General features: G+C 67.1%; 27 protein-coding genes. 22 read left to right on the top strand and 5 right to left on the bottom strand.

The genetic code is table 11. The features are described from left to right. The first annotated feature begins 2 nt into the window (after nt 1–2). Both VK682_RS15935 and VK682_RS15930 read left to right on the top strand, forming a co-directional pair. A complete protein-coding gene (locus VK682_RS15935; RefSeq protein WP_230794508.1) occupies nt 3–290 on the top strand; it encodes an Rdx family protein in 288 nt (95 codons plus the stop codon). 81 nt (nt 291–371) lie between these two features. Further along, on the top strand, nt 372–797 hold the full coding sequence (locus tag VK682_RS15930) for an OsmC family protein (RefSeq protein ID WP_230794509.1): 426 nt from the start codon (nt 372–374) through the stop codon (nt 795–797). A 120-nt stretch (nt 798–917) separates the two neighbouring features. Here the strand turns inward: VK682_RS15930 and VK682_RS15925 are convergent, their stop codons facing one another. Beyond that, nucleotides 918–2,399: a DEAD/DEAH box helicase gene (locus tag VK682_RS15925; protein WP_230794510.1), complete on the bottom strand. Its 1,482-nt coding sequence runs from the start codon at nt 2,397–2,399 to the stop codon at nt 918–920. 319 nt (nt 2,400–2,718) lie between these two features. Then, nucleotides 2,719–3,558, bottom strand: coding sequence for an AAA family ATPase (locus VK682_RS15920; RefSeq protein ID WP_230794511.1), 840 nt, complete (start codon nt 3,556–3,558; stop codon nt 2,719–2,721). Nucleotides 3,559–3,842: 284 nt separating this feature from the next. Here VK682_RS15920 and dksA point away from each other — a divergent pair, with 284 nt between their 5' ends. Beyond that, nucleotides 3,843–4,265 (top strand): RNA polymerase-binding protein DksA, encoded by a 423-nt coding sequence (dksA, locus tag VK682_RS15915; protein WP_089847927.1) that lies wholly within the window; start codon nt 3,843–3,845, stop codon nt 4,263–4,265. A 102-nt stretch (nt 4,266–4,367) separates the two neighbouring features. Continuing rightward, nucleotides 4,368–5,540 carry an FAD-dependent monooxygenase gene (locus VK682_RS15910; RefSeq protein ID WP_230794512.1) on the top strand — a complete coding sequence of 391 codons (1,173 nt, stop codon included), beginning with the start codon at nt 4,368–4,370 and terminating at the stop codon, nt 5,538–5,540. A gap of 6 nt (nt 5,541–5,546) precedes the next feature. On the opposite strand, the gene VK682_RS15905 is transcribed toward VK682_RS15910, so the two are convergent. Both VK682_RS15905 and VK682_RS15900 read right to left on the bottom strand, forming a co-directional pair. Further along, a complete protein-coding gene (locus VK682_RS15905; protein ID WP_230794513.1) occupies nt 5,547–6,008 on the bottom strand; it encodes a CreA family protein in 462 nt (153 codons plus the stop codon). 30 nt (nt 6,009–6,038) lie between these two features. After that, a complete protein-coding gene (locus VK682_RS15900; protein ID WP_089847921.1) occupies nt 6,039–6,509 on the bottom strand; it encodes a pyridoxamine 5'-phosphate oxidase family protein in 471 nt (156 codons plus the stop codon). A 131-nt stretch (nt 6,510–6,640) separates the two neighbouring features. Between VK682_RS15900 and VK682_RS15895 the strand changes: the two genes are divergently transcribed. Further along, nucleotides 6,641–7,804, top strand: a complete 1,164-nt coding sequence (locus VK682_RS15895) for an isovaleryl-CoA dehydrogenase (protein WP_324782208.1) — start codon at nt 6,641–6,643, stop codon at nt 7,802–7,804. An 81-nt stretch (nt 7,805–7,885) separates the two neighbouring features. Here VK682_RS15895 and VK682_RS15890 read toward each other — a convergent pair whose 3' ends face one another. Continuing rightward, nucleotides 7,886–8,485, bottom strand: a complete 600-nt coding sequence (locus tag VK682_RS15890; protein ID WP_230794515.1) for an OmpW/AlkL family protein — start codon at nt 8,483–8,485, stop codon at nt 7,886–7,888. A gap of 118 nt (nt 8,486–8,603) precedes the next feature. Here VK682_RS15890 and VK682_RS15885 point away from each other — a divergent pair, with 118 nt between their 5' ends. The 17 genes from VK682_RS15885 to VK682_RS15805 all read left to right on the top strand — a co-directional run bounded on the left by VK682_RS15885 (nt 8,604) and on the right by VK682_RS15805 (nt 22,888). Next, nucleotides 8,604–8,924, top strand: a complete 321-nt coding sequence (locus VK682_RS15885; RefSeq protein ID WP_131821818.1) for a hypothetical protein — start codon at nt 8,604–8,606, stop codon at nt 8,922–8,924. Between the two features lie 31 nt (nt 8,925–8,955). After that, nucleotides 8,956–10,560, top strand: a complete 1,605-nt coding sequence (locus VK682_RS15880) for a carboxyl transferase domain-containing protein (protein ID WP_324782207.1) — start codon at nt 8,956–8,958, stop codon at nt 10,558–10,560. A gap of 40 nt (nt 10,561–10,600) precedes the next feature. Next, nucleotides 10,601–11,026, top strand: coding sequence for an ASCH domain-containing protein (locus VK682_RS15875; RefSeq protein WP_230794517.1), 426 nt, complete (start codon nt 10,601–10,603; stop codon nt 11,024–11,026). A 37-nt stretch (nt 11,027–11,063) separates the two neighbouring features. Beyond that, on the top strand, nt 11,064–13,004 hold the full coding sequence (locus VK682_RS15870) for an acetyl/propionyl/methylcrotonyl-CoA carboxylase subunit alpha (protein ID WP_230794518.1): 1,941 nt from the start codon (nt 11,064–11,066) through the stop codon (nt 13,002–13,004). Then, nucleotides 13,001–13,663, top strand: a complete 663-nt coding sequence (locus tag VK682_RS15865; RefSeq protein WP_230794519.1) for a glutathione S-transferase family protein — start codon at nt 13,001–13,003, stop codon at nt 13,661–13,663. Before VK682_RS15870 ends, VK682_RS15865 begins: the two co-directional genes overlap by 4 nt. Beyond that, complete coding sequence (locus VK682_RS15860; protein WP_230794520.1) at nt 13,660–14,526, top strand: hydroxymethylglutaryl-CoA lyase; 867 nt, start codon at nt 13,660–13,662, stop codon at nt 14,524–14,526. Before VK682_RS15865 ends, VK682_RS15860 begins: the two co-directional genes overlap by 4 nt. Then, on the top strand, nt 14,523–15,320 hold the full coding sequence (locus VK682_RS15855) for a crotonase/enoyl-CoA hydratase family protein (protein WP_230794521.1): 798 nt from the start codon (nt 14,523–14,525) through the stop codon (nt 15,318–15,320). The genes VK682_RS15860 and VK682_RS15855 overlap by 4 nt, the downstream gene beginning before the upstream one ends. Nucleotides 15,321–15,806: 486 nt before the next feature. Further along, nucleotides 15,807–16,172, top strand: a complete 366-nt coding sequence (locus tag VK682_RS15850; protein ID WP_089847901.1) for an NADH-quinone oxidoreductase subunit A — start codon at nt 15,807–15,809, stop codon at nt 16,170–16,172. Continuing rightward, a complete protein-coding gene (locus tag VK682_RS15845) occupies nt 16,163–16,780 on the top strand; it encodes a NuoB/complex I 20 kDa subunit family protein (protein ID WP_230794522.1) in 618 nt (205 codons plus the stop codon). The genes VK682_RS15850 and VK682_RS15845 overlap by 10 nt, the downstream gene beginning before the upstream one ends. A gap of 22 nt (nt 16,781–16,802) precedes the next feature. Further along, on the top strand, nt 16,803–17,408 hold the full coding sequence (locus VK682_RS15840) for an NADH-quinone oxidoreductase subunit C (RefSeq protein ID WP_230794523.1): 606 nt from the start codon (nt 16,803–16,805) through the stop codon (nt 17,406–17,408). Between the two features lie 118 nt (nt 17,409–17,526). After that, complete coding sequence (locus VK682_RS15835; protein ID WP_207543630.1) at nt 17,527–18,747, top strand: NADH-quinone oxidoreductase subunit D; 1,221 nt, start codon at nt 17,527–17,529, stop codon at nt 18,745–18,747. An 18-nt stretch (nt 18,748–18,765) separates the two neighbouring features. After that, a complete protein-coding gene (locus VK682_RS15830; protein ID WP_230794524.1) occupies nt 18,766–19,080 on the top strand; it encodes a hypothetical protein in 315 nt (104 codons plus the stop codon). A gap of 89 nt (nt 19,081–19,169) precedes the next feature. After that, nucleotides 19,170–20,321: an NADH-quinone oxidoreductase subunit E gene (locus VK682_RS15825; protein WP_230794525.1), complete on the top strand. Its 1,152-nt coding sequence runs from the start codon at nt 19,170–19,172 to the stop codon at nt 20,319–20,321. 153 nt (nt 20,322–20,474) lie between these two features. Next, nucleotides 20,475–20,693: a DUF5337 domain-containing protein gene (locus tag VK682_RS15820; RefSeq protein WP_089847891.1), complete on the top strand. Its 219-nt coding sequence runs from the start codon at nt 20,475–20,477 to the stop codon at nt 20,691–20,693. Nucleotides 20,694–20,697: 4 nt separating this feature from the next. Then, complete coding sequence (gene nuoF / locus VK682_RS15815) at nt 20,698–21,996, top strand: NADH-quinone oxidoreductase subunit NuoF (protein WP_089847889.1); 1,299 nt, start codon at nt 20,698–20,700, stop codon at nt 21,994–21,996. Continuing rightward, nucleotides 21,993–22,340 (top strand): hypothetical protein, encoded by a 348-nt coding sequence (locus VK682_RS15810; RefSeq protein ID WP_230794526.1) that lies wholly within the window; start codon nt 21,993–21,995, stop codon nt 22,338–22,340. The genes nuoF and VK682_RS15810 overlap by 4 nt, the downstream gene beginning before the upstream one ends. Before the next feature lie 128 nt (nt 22,341–22,468). Next, nucleotides 22,469–22,888 carry a DUF5333 domain-containing protein gene (locus VK682_RS15805; RefSeq protein ID WP_089847885.1) on the top strand — a complete coding sequence of 140 codons (420 nt, stop codon included), beginning with the start codon at nt 22,469–22,471 and terminating at the stop codon, nt 22,886–22,888. The last annotated feature ends 47 nt before the right edge of the window (nt 22,889–22,935 follow it).

The raw sequence follows: 22,935 nt of genomic DNA, 5'->3' as shown, positions 1-22,935 counted from the left end.
CCATGACCGAGATCGCAAAACCGCAGGTCAGCATCCGCTATTGCACCGGCTGCAACTGGCTGCTGCGCGCAGGCTGGATGGCGCAGGAACTGCTGTCGACCTTTGGCGAGGATCTGGGCGGGGTCACGCTGATCCCCGGCCATGGCGGCATCTACGAGGTGCACGTCGACGGCCATCTGCTGTGGGAGCGCAAGCGCGATGGCGGCTTTCCCGAGGCCCGGGTGCTGAAACAGCGGCTGCGCGACGCCATCGCGCCGGAGCGGGATCTGGGTCATCTGGACCGCAGCTGAACTCTTTGCCCGCTCGCGGCGTTGATCCTTTGGAAGGCCCCGCGCAGGCGGGCGCCGCGACGTGACAGAAGGAGAGACCCGATGATCCGCAAGCGTGGTTCCGCAAACTGGCAAGGTGGCCTCAAGGACGGCACGGGCACCGTGTCGACCCAGTCCGGCGTGCTGGACAAGGCCAATTACGGCTTCAACAAACGTTTTGGCGACGAGCCGGGCACCAATCCCGAAGAGCTGATCGGCGCCGCCCATGCCAGCTGTTTTTCCATGGCTCTCAGCAAGATACTGGGCGAACATGATCTTGTGGCTGAAGACATCAGCACCGAGGCGACCGTGACGCTGGAAGAAAAGGATGGCGGGTTCGCCGTGACCAAAAGCCACCTGAAGCTGGTGGCGCGCATCCCCGGCGCCTCGCAGGAGGTGTTCGACAAGGTCACCAAGATGGCCAAGGATGGCTGCCCGATCTCCAAGCTGCTGAATGCCGAGATCACGCTGGAGGCGACGCTCGCCTGAGGCGCGGCTCGGCCTAGGGCGCCCTGCGCCCAGACCCTGCACACCCGACAGCAGAACGGCGCGCCCTTGCGGGTGCGCCGTTTTTTCATGATCTTTTGGGGGGCGCGGGAGGCGCCGGGATCAGCCGGTGCGGCGTTCGTCAAAGCTCAGTGCGATGAACTCGGGCATGTGATCGCCCATGCCCACCACCACCGAGTCGCGGTCCGACCGGCGGTCGCCGCCACGGCTGCGGTTTGCCGACCGCTCTTCCCGGGCGGGACGCTCCTCGCGCGCCGGCCGCTCTTCCCGTGCAGGACGTTCGTCCCGTGCCGGGCGCTCTGCCCGGGCCACCGGCGCTTCGGCCACTTCGGTCTGTTCCACCTGTTCCACCTTTTCCGGCTTGTCGGACTTGCGGCTGCGCGACCGGCTGGGCCGCTTTTCGGTCCGGTCTTCCTCGACCGCGGGCGTGCCCAGATCGATGGGGCAGTCCACCCGCGGGATCTGTTTCTGGATCAGCGCCTCGACCGCGTCGAGGTTTTTCTCATCCTTGGGCACCACGATGGTGAAGGCGCGGCCATCGCGGCCCGCGCGCCCGGTGCGGCCAATGCGGTGGACATAATCCTCCGGATGGCTGGGCACGTCGAAGTTGAACACATGGCTGACCGAAGGCACGTCCAGCCCGCGCGCCGCCACGTCCGACGCGATCAGCAGCCGGATCGACCCGTCGCGGAACCCGTCCAGCGTGCGGGTGCGCTGGCTCTGGTCCAGATCGCCATGGATCGGCTCGGCATTGTAGCCATGCTGCTTCAGCGACTTGGCGACGATGTCCACATCGACCTTGCGGTTGCAGAAGATGATGGCGTTGGAACAGGCCTCGCCTTCCTTGTCGATCAGCGCCCGCAGCACGGCGCGCTTTTCGCTGGCCTCGCGGTCGCGGCGCGACGGCTTGACCATGACCGCGCCCTGCGTGATCGTTTCCGATGCGCTGGCCTGACGGGCCACTTCGATCCGCGCCGGGGCGGACAGGAAGGTGTTGGTGATCCGCTCGATCTCGGGCGCCATGGTGGCCGAGAAGAACAGCGTCTGACGGGTAAAGGGCGTGAGCGAGAAGATGCGTTCGATATCGGGGATGAACCCCATGTCGAGCATCCGGTCAGCCTCGTCCACCACCATGATCTGCACGCCGGTCAGCAGCAGCTTGCCGCGCTCGAAATGGTCCAGAAGCCGGCCCGGCGTCGCGATCAGGACGTCGACACCCTTGTCGATCAGCTGGTCCTGCTCCTTGAAGCTGACGCCGCCGATCAGCAGCGCCTTGGTCAGCTTCATGTGCTTGGTATAGGTGTCGAAGTTTTCCGCCACCTGCGCCGCCAGTTCGCGGGTCGGGCACAGCACGAGGCTGCGCGGCATGCGCGCCCGGGCGCGGCCCCGGGCAAGCAGGGTGATCATCGGCAGCACGAACCCGGCGGTCTTGCCGGTGCCGGTCTGGGCAATCCCCAGCACGTCGCGGCCTTCGAGCGCGGGCGGAATGGCCCCCGCCTGAATGGGCGTCGGCGTCTGGTATCCCGCATCCTCGATGGCCTGCAGGACTTTGGGATTGAGGTTGAGATCAGAAAATTTGGTCATGAGTGTCCGATTTGGGTGCGGACACTGAAACTCGGCCCGCGCATCTGTGAGGAGGGCCCGGATGGCCCGACAGCCCGCCGGAATGCGGTGCCGTTGCGGGCTTGTAACGGAAACAGGCAGGAAACGTCAACTTGAACAGGAATTTGGACACAAATCAGGCCGATTTTTCCGCGAAATGCCCGCCAATCGGCGCCTTCGGGGGCAGATCCGGCCCCCCAACCGCACGCGCGGGCCGGTGCCGCGACTCACTTGGTCCTTCTTCTGACCGCAAATATCCCGGGGTCCGGGGCAGAGCCCCGGTCCGCCTGTGCCGCCCGCGCTACCGCTGCCGCCGCGCCATGAAGGCCAGCCGTTCAAACAGATGCACGTCCTGTTCGGTCTTGAGCAGCGCGCCATGCAGCCGTGGCAGCAGGCTGGCGCTGTCGCGGCGCAGATCCTCGGGGCCCAGATCCTCGGCCAGCAGCAGCTTCAGCCAGTCCAGCACCTCCGAGGTGGAGGGCTTCTTCTTCAGCCCCGGCTGGTCGCGCAGCTCGTAGAACTGCGTCAGCGCGGCGCTCAGCAGCGCGGGTTTGATGCCGGGATGGTGCACTTCGATGATGCGGGCCAGTACCTCGGGTTCGGGAAAGCGGATGTAATGGAAGAAGCAGCGGCGCAGAAAGGCGTCGGGCAGTTCCTTTTCGTTGTTCGAGGTGATGATGACGATGGGGCGCTGGCGGGCGCGCACCGTCTCGCCGGTCTCGTAGACATGGAACTCCATCCTGTCGAGTTCCTGCAGCAGGTCATTGGGGAATTCGATATCGGCCTTGTCGACCTCGTCGATCAGCAGCACCACCCGGCCCGGCGCGTCAAAAGCCTGCCACAGCTTGCCGCGGCGGATGTAATGGCCGACGTCGCTGACCCGCGGATCGCCCAGCTGGCTGTCGCGCAGGCGGCTGACCGCATCATATTCATAAAGCCCCTGCTGCGCGCGGGTGGTGGATTTGACGCTCCATTCGATCATCGGCAGATCCAGCGCCCGGGCCACCTGCCGGGCCAGCTCGGTCTTGCCGGTGCCGGGTTCGCCCTTGACCAGCAGCGGCCGCTCCAGCGTGATGGCGGCATTGACCGCCATGGTCAGATCGTCGGTGGCGACATAGCTTTCGGTGCCGTCAAAGCGCATGGGACTCTCCGTTCAGGGTCACCTTCCGGGGATAAGCGCGCGCCGCCCCCACTGCAAGCGGCGGGGCAGGGCGCGCGCCCCGGATTGCCGTAGCTGTCACCCCATCGGGCAGGATCTGCGCCCGCGCGCGCGGCGCTGCCGCGACCCTGCCGGGCAAATCCCCGAAAGCCCGCTTATTCAGTAGTGACAACCCCATGGCCTTGGGGTAGACGCAGCCACGCAAGGGGTGCCGGCACCGCAAGGCGCAGCCTGAGGCTCAGGCCGGCTTTGAAGAGGGAGCAGAAATGAAGCCCGAATCCTTTCTGCCAGACGAATATCGTCCGGCCGAAGACGAGCCTTTCATGAATGACCGGCAGCTGGAATATTTCCGCCGCAAGCTGGTTGCCTGGAAAAACGATATTCTTGCCGAAAGCCGCGACACCATCGAGGCATTGCAGGACAGCACCCGCAACATTCCCGACGTGACCGACCGCGCCAGCGAGGAGACCGACCGTGCCATCGAACTGCGCACGCGGGACCGCCAGCGCAAGCTGGTGTCGAAGATCGACTCGGCACTGCGCCGGATCGAGAACGGGGAATACGGCTATTGCGAGGTGACGGGCGAGCCCATCAGCCTCAAACGGCTGGACGCGCGCCCCATCGCCACCATGAGCCTTGAGGCACAGGAACGGCACGAACGCCGCGAGAAGGTGCATCGCGACGACTGATCCGCCGCCGCTGCCGGGGCGCGATCCCGGTATCGGCAGGACAAGACGGGCGCCGGGGCGGCAAGCTCCGGCGTTTGCATTAGGTCTCTGGTGAGGGGTCATATGAGGCTCGAAGGCAGGCGCGTTGTGGTGGTGGGCGGCGGCATCGGCGGTCTGGCCGTGGCCTTGGCCTGTCGCCAGCGCGGCGCCGAGGTGCTGGTGCTGGAGCAGGCGCAGGCCATCGAGGAGGTCGGCGCCGGGATCCAGATCAGCCCCAACGGCCTGCGGGTGCTGGATGCGCTGGGTCTGGGGCAGGGGCTGCGCGACCGGGCCTGCATCGCCAGCGCCGTCAGCCTGCGCGATCACAGCGGCGGCGCCGAGGTGCTGCGGCTGGATCTGTCCCGTCTTGCCGAAGCGGGCACCTATCATTTTGTCCATCGCGCCGATCTGATCGACCTGCTGGTCGAGGCGGTGCGCGCCTCTGGCGCGCAGATCCGGCTGCTGCAGCGCGTGGTGGCGGTGCGGCCCGGCGCGCCCGCGCAGATCGACCTTGCCAATGGCGACAGATGCGGCGGCGATCTGGTGATCGGCGCCGACGGCCTGCATTCGGCGGTGCGCGGCGCGCTCAACGGGGCGGTGGCGCCGGTCTTCACGCGGCAGGTGGCGTGGCGCGCGGTGGTGCCCAACCTTGCGGGCCATCCGCCGGAGGCGCGGGTGCATATGGGGCCGGGGCGCCATCTGGTCAGCTATCCGCTGCGTGGCGGCGCGCAGGTCAATCTGGTGGCGGTGGAAGAACGCTCCGACTGGGTGGCGGAAAGCTGGTCGCATCTGGATGCGCCCGAACCGATGCGCAGCGCGTTTCAGGATTTCGCCCCCGACGTGCAGGCCCTGCTGGGCGCGGTGGAGCGGCCCGGCCTCTGGGGTCTGTTCCGGCATCCGGTGGCGCGGGTCTGGCAGGGGGAGGGCGTGGCGCTCTTGGGGGATGCCGCGCATCCCACGCTGCCCTTCATGGCGCAGGGCGCCAATATGGCGCTGGAGGATGCATGGGCGCTCGCCGCCTGTCTGGAGCGCGATCCCCAGCCGCAGGCGCTGGCGCGCTATCAGCATCTGCGCCGCGACCGCTGCGCGCGGATCGTGGCCACGGCGGATGGCAATGCGTGGAAATATCACCTGAAAAACCCGCTGATCCGCAGCGCCGCCCATCTGGCCATGGGCGTGCTGGGACGGGTGGCGCCCGCACGGATGCTGGCGCAGTTCGACTGGATCTACCGCTACGACGTCACCGCCGAGGCGTGATCCGCCTCAGCGCGCGGCTTCGGTGCCGTAAAGCGGCACGGTGGAAATCGCGAGCTTCGCCGAACCTTCGGTCAGTTCCGCCGCATGGGCCAGATAGATCAGCGTCTGGTTCTTTTCATCGAATATCCGCTTCACCCGCAGCGATTTCAGGATGATGGAGCGCGAGGTGCGGAACACGTCCTCGCCGCCCTCGCTGCGGTCAATGTCGCCGATCACGATGGGCCCGGTCTGGCGGCAGGCGATGGAGGCGTTGGACGGATCCTCGAACCAGTTGCCTTGGCTCAGCCGGTCCAGCAGGCCCCGGTCGAAATAGGCCAGATGGCAGGTCACGCCCTGCACCTCGGGGTCGGCCACGGCTTCGATGATGACATCGTTGCCGACCCAGTCCACGCCCACCTCGCCCACCTGTTCGGCGGCGGTCCAAGTGGGGATCAGGCAAAGCAGCGCAAGGCGGGCGTGGGTCAGCATCTGGCAGGTCTCCGGTCAGCGGTCTGGGGATCAGAACGTGACGTGACCATGCTCGCCCACGTCGGGCGTGTCACCTGTCATGTTGGCCTTGGCGATCTCATACAGGAAGCTGACGCCGCCATCGCCGGACCAGACCTCGGCATCCTTGGGGGTCATGCGGATCAGCTGCACCGCATTGTCGTCGCGCCCGTCCTTGAACCACGCGGCGGCCATCGCGCTCCAGATCTCGTCCAGCTTTGCGGCATCGTCCGAGCGGGTCAGCGTGCCTTCGACCGTGGCGTAAAGATGCGATTTGGCATCGGCGACGTAGAACTGCGCGGGGCCGCTATCCAGTGCGGCGCGGTCGGCGGCGGATCCCTTGGCGGTGATGAACCAGATCGCGTTCTCGTCCTTGTCGGCATGGGGGGCCATCGGCACCGGGCGTTCGTTCGAAGCCCCCAGCAGCCCCGCCCGCACATCGTCCAGTCGGTGCCAGAAATCAGCCTTGAGGTCTTTGGTCATGGGAGTCTCCTTCGTGTCCATTGTGTCTCCAACGCCGGGAGAGGCACGCCCGTTCCTTTGCTGTTGACGGAGCGCGATTTGCGGCGTTAGATATGAACAAGCGTTCATTAATCGTCGGGGAGGACGAGACCATGTTCAGCGCGGCCATGAGCTTTGATCTGGGGGAGGATGTGTCCGCGCTGCGCGACATGGTGCATCGCTGGGCGCAGGAGCGGGTGCGGCCCATGGCCGCCGCCATCGACCGCGACAACGTCTTTCCTGCGGACCTCTGGCCCGAAATGGGCGATCTCGGCCTGCTGGGCATCACCGTGCCCGAAGCCTATGGCGGCGCGGGCATGGGCTATCTGGCGCATGTCGTGGCGGTGGAGGAGATCGCGCGCGCCTCTGCCTCGGTCTCGCTCAGCTACGGCGCGCATTCCAACCTCTGCGTGAACCAGATCAAGCTCAACGGCACCGAGGCGCAGAAACAGCGCTACCTGCCCGGGCTGGTCAGCGGGCGGCAGGTGGGGGCGCTGGCCATGTCCGAGGCGGGCGCGGGATCCGATGTGGTCAGCATGACGCTGCGGGCGGAGAAGAAGAACGACCGCTATGTGCTGAACGGCAGCAAATACTGGATCACCAACGGCCCCGATGCCGATACGCTGGTGGTCTATGCCAAGACCGATCCGGAGGCGGGCAGCCGGGGCATCACCGCCTTTCTGGTGGAAAAGACCATGACGGGGTTCAGCACCTCGCGCCATTTCGACAAGCTGGGGATGCGCGGCTCCAACACCGCCGAACTGGTGTTCGAGGATGTCGAGGTGCCGTTCGACAACGTGCTGGGCGAAGAGGGGCGCGGCGTGCGCGTGCTGATGTCGGGGCTGGATTACGAACGGGTGGTGCTGGCGGGCATCGGCACCGGCATCATGGCGGCCTGTCTGGACGAAATCATGCCCTATATGGTGGAGCGGCGGCAGTTCGGCCAGCCGATCGGCAGCTTTCAACTGATGCAGGGCAAGATCGCGGATATGTATACGGCGCTCAATTCCGCCCGGGCCTATGTCTATGAGGTGGCCCGCGCCTGCGACCGGGGCGATGTCACCCGGCAGGATGCGGCGGCCTGCTGTCTTTATGCCAGCGAACAGGCGATGGTGCAGGCGCATCAGGCGGTGCAGGCCATGGGCGGCGCGGGGTTTCTGGCCGATGCCCCGGTGGCGCGGCTGTTCCGCGATGCCAAGCTGACGGAGATCGGCGCGGGCACTTCGGAGATCCGGCGGATGCTGATCGGGCGCGAACTGACCGCGGCGATGGGCTGAGCCATGGCGGGGGCGCTGCGCGACAGATTTGGGGCAGGGCGATGCCGCCCCGCCCCCGCTCTGGTGCCAGACCTTCTGGCCTCAGAACTTCATGATGTAAGAGATGCCGAACACCATCGGATCGACCTCGGCGGTGCCGATATCGGTGCCGTTCAGTTCGGCGTCCATGTCGATGTCCATCCAGCGCAGATCGGCGCGCAGCGCGCCGCGGTCGCTGATCGCGTAATCCACCCCCAGATGCAGCGCCGCACCCCAGGAGTCGTCAAGCTCCAGATCTCCGAGCGGCGAGTCGACGTCCAGCGCCGTGGTGTAGTTGACCCCGATCCCGGCAAAGGGCGTGAACGCGGTCTTGGTCTGGAAATGGTAATTGATCGACACGGTGGGCGGCAGGTGCTTGACCTCGCCGATATCGGCGCCGCCCAGATCCAGATCATGGGTAAAGGGCGTGGCCGCCAGCACCTCGATGCCCAGATTGTCGGCGATGAAATATTCGAAGGTCAGCGTGACCTGAGTGTTCTTGTCGATCTCCAGCTTGGCGCCCGCGACGGTGCCGTTGTCCTCCTTGGGCGACACCGTGCCAAGCCCGAGGCCCAGCGTCCAGTCACCCTGCGACTGCGCCATGGCACCGGAGGCCGAAGTGGCAAGCAGCGCCGCGGCGCAAAGGGTCGTGATCCTGTTCATTTTTGTCTTGGTCCTTATCCAGATCGCGCGTGGGATCATGTCGCGCCTCTGCGCCGCGCGCGGGTTGATCTGGGTCAAGCGCCGACCGGCATTCGGAAGACTGTTGTAGATTTATCATATGGTTAGTCTGCGTCGCACCTTTGGCCCCCGCGCCTTTATGCTGCTGCCGCTGGCCGTGCTGCTGGCGCTGCTGCTGCTGGCCGGGCTGCGCGCGGGCCAGCACGCGGCGCAGCTTAGCGAAAGCGACGCCATGGCGCCTTATGTGGCGCGCCATGTGCAGGAGGGTGGCGCGCGCACCGATTGCAGCGGGCGTCCGGGGCAGGGTCCGGTCTGGATCGTGCTGCGCTGCGAGGGGGCGGCGGGGGGTGCCGTCTATGACATTGATCGCCGCGGCGGGCTGCTGGCCCGGCAGCAGATCCGGCCAAGGCCGCGCACATGACGCGGTGGTCATCACGACAGGGAGGGCGCGCATGAAACTGCAATCGCAGGTGGTGACCGGATCGGAGAGCTTCCGCGCCAACCGGGAGGCGCATCTGGCAGCGCTGGCCGAGATCCGCGCGGCGGCGGACCGGGCGGCGGCAGGTGGCGGAGAGACGGCGCGCGCCCGCCATGTGGCGCGGGGCAAGATGCTGCCGCGCGACCGGGTGGCGGGGCTGCTGGATCCGGGCTCGGCCTTTCTGGAAATCGGCGCAGTGGCGGCGCATGGGCTTTATGACGGCGCTGCCCCCGGCGCGGGGCTGATCGCGGGCATCGGGCAGGTCATGGGGCATCAGGTCATGGTGCTGGCCAATGACGCGACGGTGAAGGGCGGCACCTATTACCCGATGACGGTGAAAAAGCACCTGCGCGCGCAGGAGATCGCCGAACAGAACCGTCTGCCCTGCGTCTATCTGGTCGACAGCGGCGGCGCCAACCTGCCCAATCAGGACGAGGTCTTTCCCGACCGCGATCATTTCGGGCGCATCTTCTACAATCAGGCACGGATGAGCGCGCAGAACATCGCGCAGATTGCCGTGGTCATGGGCAGCTGCACCGCAGGCGGCGCCTATGTGCCCGCCATGTCCGATGTGGCGATCATCGTGAAAGAGCAGGGCACGATCTTTCTGGCCGGTCCGCCGCTGGTGCGGGCCGCGACAGGCGAGGTGGTGACGGCAGAGGATCTGGGCGGCGGCGACGTCCACACGAGGCTGTCGGGGGTGGCGGATTATCTGGCCGAGGATGATGCCCATGCGCTGGCGCTGGCGCGGCGCGCGGTGGCGGGGCTGAACCTTGTGGCTCCGGCCTTGGGGGCGATGCAGCCGCCCGAGCCGCCCGCCTATGATCCGGAGGAGATTCTGGGCGTGGTGCCCGCCGGGCTGCGCACGCCTTATGACATCCGCGAGGTGATCGCGCGGCTGGTGGACGGCTCGCGGTTTGACGAGTTCAAGGCGCGGTTCGGCGACACGCTGGTGACGGGCTTTGCCCATGTCGAAGGCCTGCCGCTGGGGATCGTCGCCAATAACGGCGTGCTGTTTTCGGAGGCCGCGCAGAAGGGCGCGCATTTCATCGAGCTGTGCGCGCAGCGGCGCATCCCCTTGGTGTTCCTGCAGAACATCACCGGCTTCATGGTGGGCCGCAAATATGAAAACGACGGCATCGCCCGCCATGGCGCCAAGATGGTGACGGCGGTGGCGACCACCGAGGTGCCCAAGATCACGCTGCTCGTGGGCGGCAGTTTCGGCGCGGGCAATTACGGCATGGCGGGCCGCGCCTATGGCCCGCGCTTCCTGTGGAGCTGGCCCAATGCCCGGATCGGGGTGATGGGCGGCGAACAGGCGGCGGGGGTGCTGGCGCAGGTGCGGCGCGAGGGTATCGAACGGGCGGGCGGCGCATGGAGCGCGGAGGAGGAAGAGGCCTTCAAACGCCCCACCATCGAGATGTTCGAAACCCAGTCGCATCCGCTTTATGCCAGCGCGCGGCTGTGGGATGACGGTGTCATCGACCCGCGCAGATCGCGCGACGTGCTGGCCCTGTCGCTGCGCGCCGCGCTGAATGCCCCGGTGGCGGAGACACGCTTTGGCGTGTTCCGCATGTGACCCTCTGCGGATGCCGCATAACCCAACAGGAGCCAGAGCCATGCCGAGCCTGCAGCAGATCATCGACGCGAACCCAGAGGCGGAGACCTTCCGCTTTGGCGACAGCAAGGCGCTGTGCGACCGGATCCTCGCGCTGGTGCGCGCCGGGACCAAGACCGCGACCTGCGAGGCGGCGCGGCATTACGGCCCCGGCGGCGACGCATGGCCCGAGGTGGGGCGCCGCGATGTCGCCTTGGAATGGGACGGGCGCCCGGCGGTGATGATCGAGACGGTGTCGGTCGAGACCCGGCGCTGGTCCGAGATGGACGCGGATCTGGTGGCGGCGCAGGGGGAATTCCGCGATCTTGCGCAGTGGCAGCAGGAGTATCGCGCCTATTTCGAACGCAATGGCGGCTGGTCCGAGGACATGAAGATCATGTGCGAACGGTTCCGCGTCGTCGAGGATTACGCCGGGGGGCGGCGATGACCGGGTTTTCGCGCCTGCGCCATGGACGGGGGGAGCCATGTTCCACACGCTGCTGATCGCCAACCGCGGCGAGATCGCCTGCCGCATCGCGCGCACCGCCCGCGCCTTGGGCTGCCGGGTGGTCGCGGTCTATTCAGAGGCGGATGCCGGGGCGGCGCATGTCGCGCTCGCCGATGTCGCGGTGCCGATCGGCGGCGCCTCCCCCGCTGACAGCTATCTGCGCGGGGACCGCATCATCGCGGCGGCGCAGGCCACGGGCGCGCAGGCGATCCATCCCGGCTATGGCTTTTTGTCCGAGAACCCCGAGTTTGTGGAGGCGGTGACGGCAGCGGGGCTAGTCTTTGTCGGACCTTCGGCTCCGGCGATCCGCGCCATGGGGCTGAAGGATGCGGCCAAGCGGCTGATGGCCGAGGCGGGCGTGCCGGTGGTGCCGGGCTATCACGGCCCCGAACAGGATCCCGCATTTCTTGCAGCACAGGCAGAGGCGCTTGGCTATCCGGTGCTGATCAAGGCGGTGGCGGGTGGTGGCGGCAAGGGCATGCGGCAGGTGGCGCGGGCGGCGGATTTCGCCACGGCGCTGGAAGGCGCGCGGGCCGAGGCACGCGGCGCCTTCGGCAATGACGCGGTGCTGATCGAGAAATTCGTGGCAAGCCCCCGCCATATCGAGGTGCAGGTCTTTGGCGATGGCAGCCGCGCGCTGCATCTGTTCGAGCGGGACTGTTCGCTGCAGCGCCGCCACCAGAAGGTGATCGAAGAAGCACCCGCCCCCGGCATGACCGCCGAGATGCGCGCCGCCATGGGGCAGGCGGCGGTGCGCGCCGCCGAGGCCATCGGCTATAGCGGCGCGGGCACGGTGGAATTCATCGTCGACGGATCGGACGGGCTGCGCCCCGACCGGTTCTGGTTCATGGAAATGAACACGCGGCTGCAGGTGGAACATCCCGTTACCGAACTGGTGACCGGCATCGATCTGGTGGAATGGCAGCTGCGGGTCGCGGCGGACGAACCTTTGCCCTGCGCGCAGGCCGATCTGCGGCTGACCGGCCATGCCTTCGAGGCGCGGCTTTACGCCGAGGACGTGCCTGCAGGTTTTCTGCCCGCCACCGGGCGGATCGGGCATCTGGCCTTTCCTGATGGCGTGCGCGCCGATAGCGGCGTGCGGTCGGGGGATGTGATCTCGCCCCACTACGACCCGATGATCGCCAAGCTGATCGTGCATGGCCCCACCCGCGACATCGCGCGGCTGCGGCTGGTTTCGGCGCTGCGGCAGACGCAGGTGGCGGGCACGGTCACCAATCTGGGGTTTCTTGCGGCGCTGGCCTCGCATGACGGCTTTGCGGCGGGGCAGGTCGATACCGGGCTGATCGCGCGGGATCTGGCGCAGCTTGTGACCCTGCCCGAACCTGCGCCGCAGGTGCTGGCGCAGGCGGCGCTGGCGCTGACCGGGCTCGACAGGCCGGGCGGGCCGCAGCGCGGCTTTACGCTTTGGGCGCCGCTGGAACAGGCGCTGGTGCTGAGGGTGGGACCGGACGAGCTGCCGCTTCGGCTGCGCGTTCTGGGGCCAGACCATGTGACGGTGATCCTGCCCGAGGCCGAGGTTCAGGCCGAACGCAGCGCAGGCCACTGGCGTTTTGACGGCCAGCCCGCCGCCCCGCAGCATCTGGAGGCGGATCGCGTGACGGTCTTTGCCGGGCAGGCGGTGGCGGTGGCGCGGGTCGATCCGCTGGTCCGTGCCGCGGCGCAGGGGGCGGGCTCGGCGCTGGTCGTGGCGCCGATGCCGGGCCGGGTGGTCGCGGTCTTTGCCAAGCCGGGGCGACGCGTGGCGGCGGGCGACCGGCTGGCGCTGCTGGAGGCGATGAAGATGGAGCATACGCTTTGCGCCGCGCGCGACGGGCAGGTGGCGGAGGTGCTGGTCGAGGCAGGCGCGCAGGTCGAGGCGGGTGCCGCCCTGATCCGGCTGGAGGAGGAGGAGACATGATCACGCTGCATCACGCGCCGCAGTCCCGGTCGATGCGGGTGCTCTGGCTGCTGCACGAACTGGGGCTGGAGGTGGAGGTGGTGACCGAAGCCATGGACCGCAGCCTGCGCCGCGCTGACTATCTGGCGCGCTCTCCGGCGGGGCGGGTGCCGGCGCTGCTGATCGACGGGCGGGTGCTGTTCGAATCCGGCGCCATTCTGGAATATCTCTGCGAACGCCACCCCGAGGCGGGGCTGGCGCCGATGCCCGGGCAGCCCGAACGGGCGGATTTCCTGATCTGGCTGCATTTTGCCGAAACCCTGAGCCAGCACAGCGCCGCCCTGACCCAGCAGCATGTCATCCTGCGCGAGGATGCCATGCGCTCGCCCATCGTGATGCGGCTGGAGGCGGCACGGGTCGGCAAATGTTACGACGCGATCGAGGCGCGGCTGGCGCAGAGCGGCGATCATCTGCTGCGCTCGGGGTTTTCCGCAGCCGATGTGGCGGTGGGGCAGGCGGTCTATATGGCGCGGCATTTCCGGCGGCTCGACGGGCTGCCGCATCTGGGCGCATGGATGGACCGGCTGAGCGCGCGCCCCGCCTTTGTCCGCGCGCTGCCGGGGGCCGGGGACCGGCTTTACCCGCAGGAGTTCTATGCGGCATGGGAGGATCCGGCATGACCCGCCCTGTCGAGATCTTCGAGGTTGGCCCCCGCGACGGGCTGCAGAACGAACCGCAGGTGATCCCGCTGGCGGCAAAGCTGGCGCTGGTCGACTGTCTGAGCCGCGCGGGCTTTCGCCGCATCGAATGCGCCAGCTTCGTCAGCCCGCGCTGGGTGCCGCAGATGGCCGACAGCGATCAGGTGCTGGCGGGGATCGCCCGCGCGCCGGGCGTGTCCTATGCCGCGCTGACCCCCAACCTGCGCGGGCTGGAGGCGGCGCGGGCAGCGGGCGCGGATGAGGTGGCGATCTTCGCCTCCGCCTCCGAAGGGTTCTCGCGCGCCAATATCAATGCCAGCATTGCCGAAAGCCTTGAACGGTTCGCTCCCGTGGCGAAGGCCGCGCACGAGGCGGGGCTGCCGCTGCGCGGCTATGTCTCCTGCGCGGTGGAGTGCCCGTTCGAGGGCCCGGTCGCACCCGCAGCGGCGGCACGGGTTGCGGACGCGCTGGCGGATCTGGGCTGCTACGAGATTTCGCTGGCCGACACGATTGGCCGGGCGCGGCCCGAGGCGGTGGCGGCCATGCTGGAGGCGGTGCTGCAGGGCCTGCCCGCAGACCGGCTGGCGGGGCATTTTCACGACACCGCCGGGCAGGCGCTGGCCAATGTCGAGGTGGCGCTGGATCTTGGGCTGCGCGTCTTCGACGCGGCGGCGGGTGGTCTGGGGGGCTGTCCCTATGCGCCGGGGGCTGCGGGCAATCTCGCGACCGAGGCGCTGGCGGCGCGGCTGGCCGATCTGGGCTATGCGACGCGGCTTGATGCCGCCGTGCTGGCGGAGGCGGCGGACATGGCGCGGGCGCTGCGCCTGCGCAGGGAGGCGACATGACGGATCTGGTGCGGATAGAGACGGAGCCGCGCGGCGTGGCCCGGCTGGTGCTGGCGCGGGGGGACAAGCACAACGCGCTGTCGCCCGAGATGCTGACCGAGCTGGAGGCGGCGGCGCGCGACTTGGCGAAGGACGAGGCGGCGCGTGTGGTGGTGCTGCAGGCCGAGGGCGCAAGTTTCTGCGCGGGGGGCGATCTGGCGTGGATGCGCGCGCAGTTCGGCATGGATCCCGCCGCGCGCCACCGGGAATCCCGGCGCATCGCCACGGCGCTTGGCGCGCTGGCGGCCCTGCCGCAGCCGCTGGTCGGGCGGGTGCAGGGCAATGCCTTCGGCGGCGGGCTGGGGCTGATCTCGGTCTGCGACGTGGCGGTTGGCGTGGCGGGCGCGCGGTTCGGGTTCACCGAGACCCGGCTTGGCCTGCTGCCCGCCAATATCGGCCCCTATGTGCTGGCGCGGATGGGGGCGGCGCGGGCGCGGGAGGTGTTCATGAACGCGCGGCTTTTCGACGCGGAGGAGGCGGTGCGGCTTGGCCTTCTGGCGCGTGCCGTGCCGCCAGAACGGCTGGATGCGGCGGTGGAGGCGGAGATCACCCCCTATCTCGCCTGTGCGCCGGGGGCGGTGCGCGCCGCCAAGGCGCTGCTGGCGGATCTGACCGGGCGCGTCACCGAGGCGCAGGTCGATCTGGCGGTGGAGGCGCTGGCCGACCGCTGGGAGACGGAAGAGGCGCAGCAGGGTGTCGCCGCGTTTTTCGACCGCCGCCCGCCGCCATGGCAGGAGGGCGGCGAGCCCGGCTGACCGCGCCGATAAGTGTTCAAGCCTCTGGAGATTAAACGCTTTCTTCGCCGTCGTCGCATGGACCGGTGGGGGCTGGCGGGAGCACGGCCCATCTTGGCCCGCCGTGCGGCTGCCGTGCCCGGCCCGGATGATATGGCAGGGCAGCCCCTGACGGGGCGGGCACGGGCGCTGCAGGCCGCGGGTCAAACCCGCGCCCTTTGGCCCACTTGTCTGCTCTCCCTCGGGAGCCGCTGAGGAGGCAAACTCGCCCTGAGTCTCGGGCTTCGCCTGTCTCCTGCGCAACTGCCGCCGAAAAAAGTGCCGAAAGATCAGGCAGGCGCCGGGCCCGCTCGGCCTATCTCCTTGCGGAGCAAGTGTTTTAACCATCTGTGAATATATCTCGCCCATGTTGACCCCGACACGCCGCGGCGATAAGTGACGGGAGCAAGGCTACAACGCCATGGTCTCCGCGCCGATCAGCGGCGCGCCTCGCAAAGGAGCCACACAGTGGACGAGATGCTGCGGGAATATCTTCCCATCCTCGTTTTTCTTGCCGTTGCCATCGGGCTCGGTCTCGTGCTGATCCTTGCGGCCGTCGTGCTGGCGGTGCGCAATCCGGATCCGGAAAAAGTCTCGGCCTATGAGTGCGGGTTCAACGCCTTTGATGACGCACGCATGAAGTTCGACGTGCGCTTCTATCTGGTGTCGATCCTGTTCATCATCTTCGATCTGGAGATTGCCTTCCTGTTCCCTTGGGCCGTGGCGTTCAAGGATGTGAGCATGGCGGGCTTCTGGTCGATGATGGTGTTCCTTGGCGTGCTGACCATCGGCTTTGCCTATGAATGGAAGAAAGGGGCGCTGGAATGGGAGTGACCGACAAGGACCCGCTGGTGACCCCGGTTCAGGGCGAGGGCCATCAGGCGCCGCGGCTGAAGAGCGGCCCTTCGGCGCTGGCCCCCTACGGGCACACCACGGCGGGCGGCGACCGGGAGGTGGCCACGCAGGCGCTGAACCGCGAACTGTCCGACAAGGGCTTTCTGCTGACGACGGTGGATGATGTCATCAACTGGGCGCGCACCGGCTCGCTGCACTGGATGACCTTTGGTCTGGCCTGCTGCGCGGTCGAGATGATGCAGGCCTCGATGCCGCGCTACGATCTGGAGCGTTTCGGCACCGCACCGCGCGCCAGTCCGCGCCAGTCCGACCTGATGATCGTCGCGGGCACCCTGACCAACAAGATGGCCCCGGCGCTGCGCAAGGTCTATGACCAGATGCCGGAGCCGCGCTACGTCATTTCCATGGGATCCTGCGCCAATGGCGGCGGCTATTACCACTACAGCTATTCGGTGGTGCGCGGCTGTGACCGCATCGTGCCGGTGGATGTCTATGTGCCGGGCTGCCCGCCGACCGCAGAAGCGCTGATGTATGGCCTGATGGCGCTGCAGAAGAAAATCCGCCGCACCGGCACGATCGTGCGCTGAGCCAGAGGCCGGAGAGAAAGCAATGACGCAAGCACTCAAGGAACTGGGCGGCCATATCGAACAGAAGCGCCCCGACTGCGTGATCGGCTGGGACGTGACGCATGGCGAGCTGAACATCGACGTGGCGCCTGCAAATATCGCAGGCTTGGTCGAGTTCCTGAAGACCGACGCCACCTGCCGCTTCACCTCGCTGGTGGACATCACCGCGGTGGATTACCCGGCGCGTCCGAAGCGGTTCGACGTGGTCTATCACTTCCTGTCGATGTACCAGAACCACCGCATCCGCCTGCGCATCGCCGTGCGGGAGCAGGACATGGTGCCGTCGATCACGGGGCTTCACCCCTCGGCCAACTGGTTCGAGCGGGAGGTGTTCGACATGTTCGGCATCCTGTTCTCCGGCCATCCCGACCTGCGCCGCATCCTTACGGATTACGGCTTTCGCGGCCATCCGCTGCGCAAGGATTTTCCGACCACCGGCTATGTCGAAGTGCGCTATGACGAAGAACAGAAGCGCGTCGTCTATGAACCGGTGAGCCTCGTGCAGGAATACCGCCAGTTCGACTTCATGTCCCCGTGGGAAGGGGCGCAATACGTGCTGCCCGGCGACGAAAAGGCGGATGCAAAATGACCCGTTCCGGAATGAGCGAGATTTTTCGTGCGAAAAATCTCGCGGCGCAGGGGGCCCGTATCGAGAATTTCCGGACGGAAATTCTCGGCACTCGAACAGTGAGAGAAGGGGCAGAATGATGGACGGCTCCAAAGGTTTTGATGACGCCCTGACCGGCGAGCAGAAAATCCGCAATTTCAACATCAACTTCGGGCCCCAGCACCCGGCGGCGCATGGCGTGCTGCGGCTGGTACTCGAGCTTGACGGGGAGATCGTCGAGCGCTGCGATCCGCATATCGGGCTGCTGCACCGCGGCACCGAAAAGCTGATGGAAAGCCGCACCTATCTGCAGAACCTGCCCTATTTCGACCGGCTCGATTATGTCGGCACGATGAATCAGGAACATGCCTGGTGTCTGGCGATCGAGCGGCTGTGTCAGGTCGAGGTGCCGCGACGGGCCTCGATCATCCGCGTGCTCTATTGCGAGATCGGGCGCATCCTGAACCATCTGCTGAACGTGACGACGCAGGCCATGGATGTGGGGGCGCTGACGCCGCCGCTCTGGGGCTTCGAGGAACGCGAGAAGCTGATGATCTTCTACGAGCGTGCCTCGGGGGCGCGCCTGCACGCGGCCTATTTCCGTCCCGGCGGCGTGCATCAGGATCTGCCGCCCGCCCTGATCGACGATATCGATGCCTGGGCGCAGGCCTTTCCGGCCGTGCTGCAGGACATCGATGACCTGCTGACCGAGAACCGCATCTTCAAGCAGCGCAATGCCGATATCGGCGTCGTCACCGAAGACGACATTCAGGACTATGGCTTTTCGGGCGTGATGGTGCGCGGCTCTGGCTTTGCCTGGGATCTGCGGCGCGCCCAGCCCTATGAATGTTATGACGAGTTCGATTTCCAGATCCCCGTCGGCAAGAATGGCGACTGCTACGACCGCTATCTGGTCCGCATGGCGGAAATGCGCGAAAGCGTGAAGATCATGCGGCAGGCCTGCGCCATGCTGAAAATGCCGGAAAATCAGGGCGACGTGCTGGCCCGGGGCAAGGTCACGCCGCCGAAGCGGTCGGAGATGAAGACCTCGATGGAGGCGCTCATCCACCACTTCAAGCTTTATACCGAAGGCTTCCGCGTCCCCGAGGGCGAGATTTACGCCGCGGTCGAGGCGCCCAAGGGCGAATTTGGCGTCTATCTGGTGGCGGATGGCACCAACAAGCCGTATCGGGCAAAGCTGCGGGCGCCGGGCTTCCTGCATCTGCAGGCGATGGATTATCTGTGCCGGGGTCACCAGCTGGCCGACGTGGCCGCAATTCTGGGCTCGCTGGACATCGTGTTCGGCGAAGTGGACCGCTGAGGCGGGCAGGGGAAGATGATGGTGAATTACACTCCGATGCTCTGCCTTGCCGCTGCCCTGCTGGCCGGATGCGCAATGCCCCCCGAAGGCACCGAACCTGAGGATCTGGCCGCCTGGGATCAGGCGGTGGCCTCCGTCGGCTGCAGCCTCGAGACCGAATCCGATTACCTGCCGGTGGAATTGCAGACCGGCCAGACACGCGCTCTGGTGCAGGAGATTGCGGCCTACAAGGTCGCCTCCGAAGAGGCCGTGCGGCTTGACAGCGGCGGCGTGCGCCTGATCACCGGCGCCTGCGCCCCCGTCCCGTCCTCCCCGGCGCCCGCTGCCGGGTAAGTTACAGAGCGGCGGGGTGCCAAGCCCCCGTCCGAACGCCGCGGCCCCGCAGGGCCCGGCCCCAGACAGGAACCGAAGGTCCGTTTGACATGCTGCGACGTCTTCATCCCGAACAGCCCGCCAGCTTCGCCTTCACGCCCGCCAACCTGGCCTGGGCGGAGGCGCAGATCACCAAGTATCCCGAGGGACGGCAGGCCAGCGCGATCATTCCGCTGCTGTGGCGGGCTCAGGAACAGGAAGGCTGGCTGACCCGGCCCGCGATCGAGGCCGTGGCCCAGATGCTGGGCATGGCCTATATCCGCGCGCTGGAAGTGGCCACGTTCTACTTCATGTTCCAGCTGCAACCCGTTGGCAGCGTTGCGCATATTCAGGTCTGCGGCACCCTGTCCTGCATGATCTGCGGCGCCGAGGATCTGATTGGCGTCTGCAAGGAAAAGATCGCGCCCAAGGCGCATATGCTCTCCGAGGATGGCCGGTTTTCGTGGGAAGAGGTGGAATGCCTCGGGTCCTGCGCCAACGCGCCCATGGCCCAGATCGGCAAGGATTATTACGAGGATCTGACCGCCGCGCGGCTGGCCGAGATGATCGACGAGATGGCGGCAGGCAAGGTGCCGCTGCCGGGTCCGCAGAATGGCCGCTATGCCTCGGAACCGCTCGGCGGGCTGACCTCGCTGGTGGCGCATGAAGAGGGTCGCGAGCCCCGCAACGCTTCGGTGCAGCTTGCCCATGACATCGGCGACACGCTGAAGCGCATCGATGGCACCGAAGTGCCGCTGCGCACGCCGTGGCATGACCGCTCGCACGAGGTGGGCGATACCGACGCGCCCGATGTGCATGAACCGCAGCTGTCCGCGGGCGCCAGCGCCGATGCAACGGGCATCGACAAGCGCGAGGCGCCGGTGACCGATGATGCGCGCGTGACCACCGATGCGCCCTCCACCGAACCGTCGCAGGACGCGGCGGAGGCGGGGCAGAAGCCTGCCACGCTCGACGCGCCGCGCGAAGGTGGGGCCGATGACCTGAAGCGGATCAAGGGCGTTGGGCCGAAGCTTGAGGTGATGCTCAACGAGATGGGCTTTTTCCATTTCGACCAGATCGCGGGCTGGAGCGAGGCGGAACTGGCATGGGTCGACGAGAACCTGCCGGGCTTCAAGGGCCGCGCCTCGCGCGATGAATGGATCCCGCAGGCCAAGGCTCTGGCTTCGGGTGAGACGGGCGAGAACGGCAACGCCGAGGCGTGAGGGCGGGACGCTGGCGGGGCGATCTGTTATGGTCGCGCCGCGAGGGGTCTGCCGGAGCGGCGTCGTGCCCCCGGGTTGTGGGCAGGCGCTGAGCGCTGCAGGAAAACGACAGGTCGCGCCCTTGGCGCGCCGCAACAAGAGGCCGGACCGGGCATGAACGGGCAGGACAAGCACAACCGGCAGGGGCGCGTCATCGCGCTTGTGATTGCCGGAACCGGCCTGGCCTGGATCGCCGCCACGGCTGCGGGCGAGCTGCTGGGATGGCCCCAGCGCACGAGGGCTTTCTTCGACCTGGCGGCACTGGCCGGGTTCGGGACGGCGATCTGGATGATTTACGGGCTCTGGCGGGCGCGTCAGAAGGACAAGGACTGAAGAGATGCTGAAGGACGAAGATCGGATTTTCACCAATCTCTACGGCATGCACGACCGCTCGCTCGCGGGGGCACGGAAGCGCGGCCATTGGGATGGCACCGCCGGGCTGCTCGCCAAGGGCCGGGACTGGATCATCAACGAGATGAAGGCCTCGGGGCTGCGCGGACGCGGTGGCGCGGGCTTTCCCACCGGGCTCAAATGGTCCTTCATGCCGAAGGAATCCGATGGCCGCCCGTCCTATCTGGTGGTCAATGCGGATGAATCCGAGCCGGGCACCTGCAAGGACCGGGAGATCATGCGCCACGATCCGCATACGCTGATCGAAGGCTGCCTGATCGCCAGCTTCGCGATGCAGGCCCATGCCTGCTACATCTATATCCGCGGCGAATATATCCGCGAGAAGGAAGCGCTGCAGGCCGCCATCGACGAAGCCTATGACGCGGGTCTGCTTGGCCCGAACGCTGCCGGATCGGGCTGGGATTTCGACCTTTACCTGCATCACGGTGCGGGCGCCTATATCTGCGGCGAGGAAACAGCGCTTCTGGAAAGCCTTGAGGGCAAGAAGGGCATGCCGCGGATGAAGCCGCCATTCCCGGCGGGCGCGGGGCTTTACGGCTGCCCGACCACGGTGAACAACGTGGAATCCATCGCGGTGGCACCGACCATCCTGCGCCGGGGCGCCGCATGGTTCGCGGGCTTTGGCCGCCAGAACAACGCGGGCACCAAGCTGTTTGCGATCTCGGGCCATGTCAACCGGCCCTGCGTGGTCGAAGAGGCGATGTCGATCAGCTTTGAAGAGCTGATCGAGACGCATTGCGGCGGCATCCGCGGCGGCTGGGACAACCTGCTGGCGGTGATCCCGGGCGGCTCGTCGGTGCCCTGCGTGCGCGGCGAAAAGATGCGTGACGCGGTGATGGATTTCGATTACCTGCGCGGCGAACTGGGCTCCGGCCTTGGCACGGCGGCGGTGATCGTGATGGACAAGCAGACCGACATCATCAAGGCGATCTGGCGGCTGTCGAAATTCTACAAGCATGAAAGCTGCGGCCAGTGCACGCCCTGCCGCGAAGGCACGGGCTGGATGATGCGTGTCATGGACCGTCTGGTGCGCGGCGAGGCCGAGGTCGAGGAAATCGACATGCTGTTCCAGGTGACCAAGCAGGTCGAGGGCCACACGATCTGCGCGCTTGGCGATGCGGCGGCATGGCCGATCCAGGGCCTGATCCGCAACTTCCGCGAAGAGATCGAGGACCGGATCAAGGCGCAGAAGACCGGGCGCATGGGCGCGATGGCGGCGGAATGACCATGCGCCGCCGCCCCTCCTTTCTGCTCTGCCTGACGGCGCTGGCGGGTCTGACGCTGACCGCCTGCGGCGCCAGCCGTGACGCGCCGGTGTTCAACGGGGTGAAGTTCCGCTCCGATGTCCGGGCCTCGAAAGAGGACCGGGCGAGCTTTGTCGCCACGGTGCGCAATGCCACGCCCGCGCTGGAAGGCGCGGTGCTGGCGGCGGAATACGAAGGCGTGCGCTACTGCATCACCTATATCGGCAATTCCGACATCCAGTGGCAGGTCGGCCCCGACACGCCGCCCGCACAGCTGGTGGCGAGCGATGGCACGCTGAGCCTGCGGGGGCGCTGCGCCGGATGACGGAGTTTGTGCGCATTTCAACGGGTTACGGGGGTGGTTATTGCATGACCATGGCCCCCGTGCCCACATTCCGGCGGAGGGCCTGCCGCGCGCGCGCGGGCGGGCTCATCCATAACCGGAGACATGACATGCGCAGATGGACCCCTATTGCCCTTGCCGCGATGCTGGGTGCGGCGGGCCTGCCCGCCACGACGGAGGCCCAGACCCGGCCGCCGCTGAGCGAGGTGGCGGAGATTCACGACGGGCTGCTGGCCGTGGGGATCGCCGACGAGATCCGCAACAAATGCAGCGGCATCAGCGCGCGGATGATCAGCGCCTTCAGCTATCTGAACCGGCTGAAGGGGCAGGCGCGGGCCTTGGGCTACAGCGACAAGGAGATCGAGTCCTACGTGACCTCGAAATCCGAGAAACGGAAAATGCGCGCCGAAGGCGAGGCATGGCTTCAGGCACGCGGCGCGACGCCGGGCGTGGCCGAGGGCTACTGCCGGGTCGGGCGCGAGGAAATTGCCAGGGGCAGCCGGATCGGGCTGCTGCTGAGGGAAAACTGATGCGGCACGCGACGCGCAAAGCCCCGGACGCCTCTGCGGCGGTGGCG

It is taken from the genome of Salipiger marinus (assembly GCF_035481585.1).
In the GTDB taxonomy this organism is placed as follows: Bacteria; Pseudomonadota; Alphaproteobacteria; order Rhodobacterales; family Rhodobacteraceae; genus Salipiger; species Salipiger marinus.
This window is presented reverse-complemented; position numbering and strand designations above follow the sequence as displayed.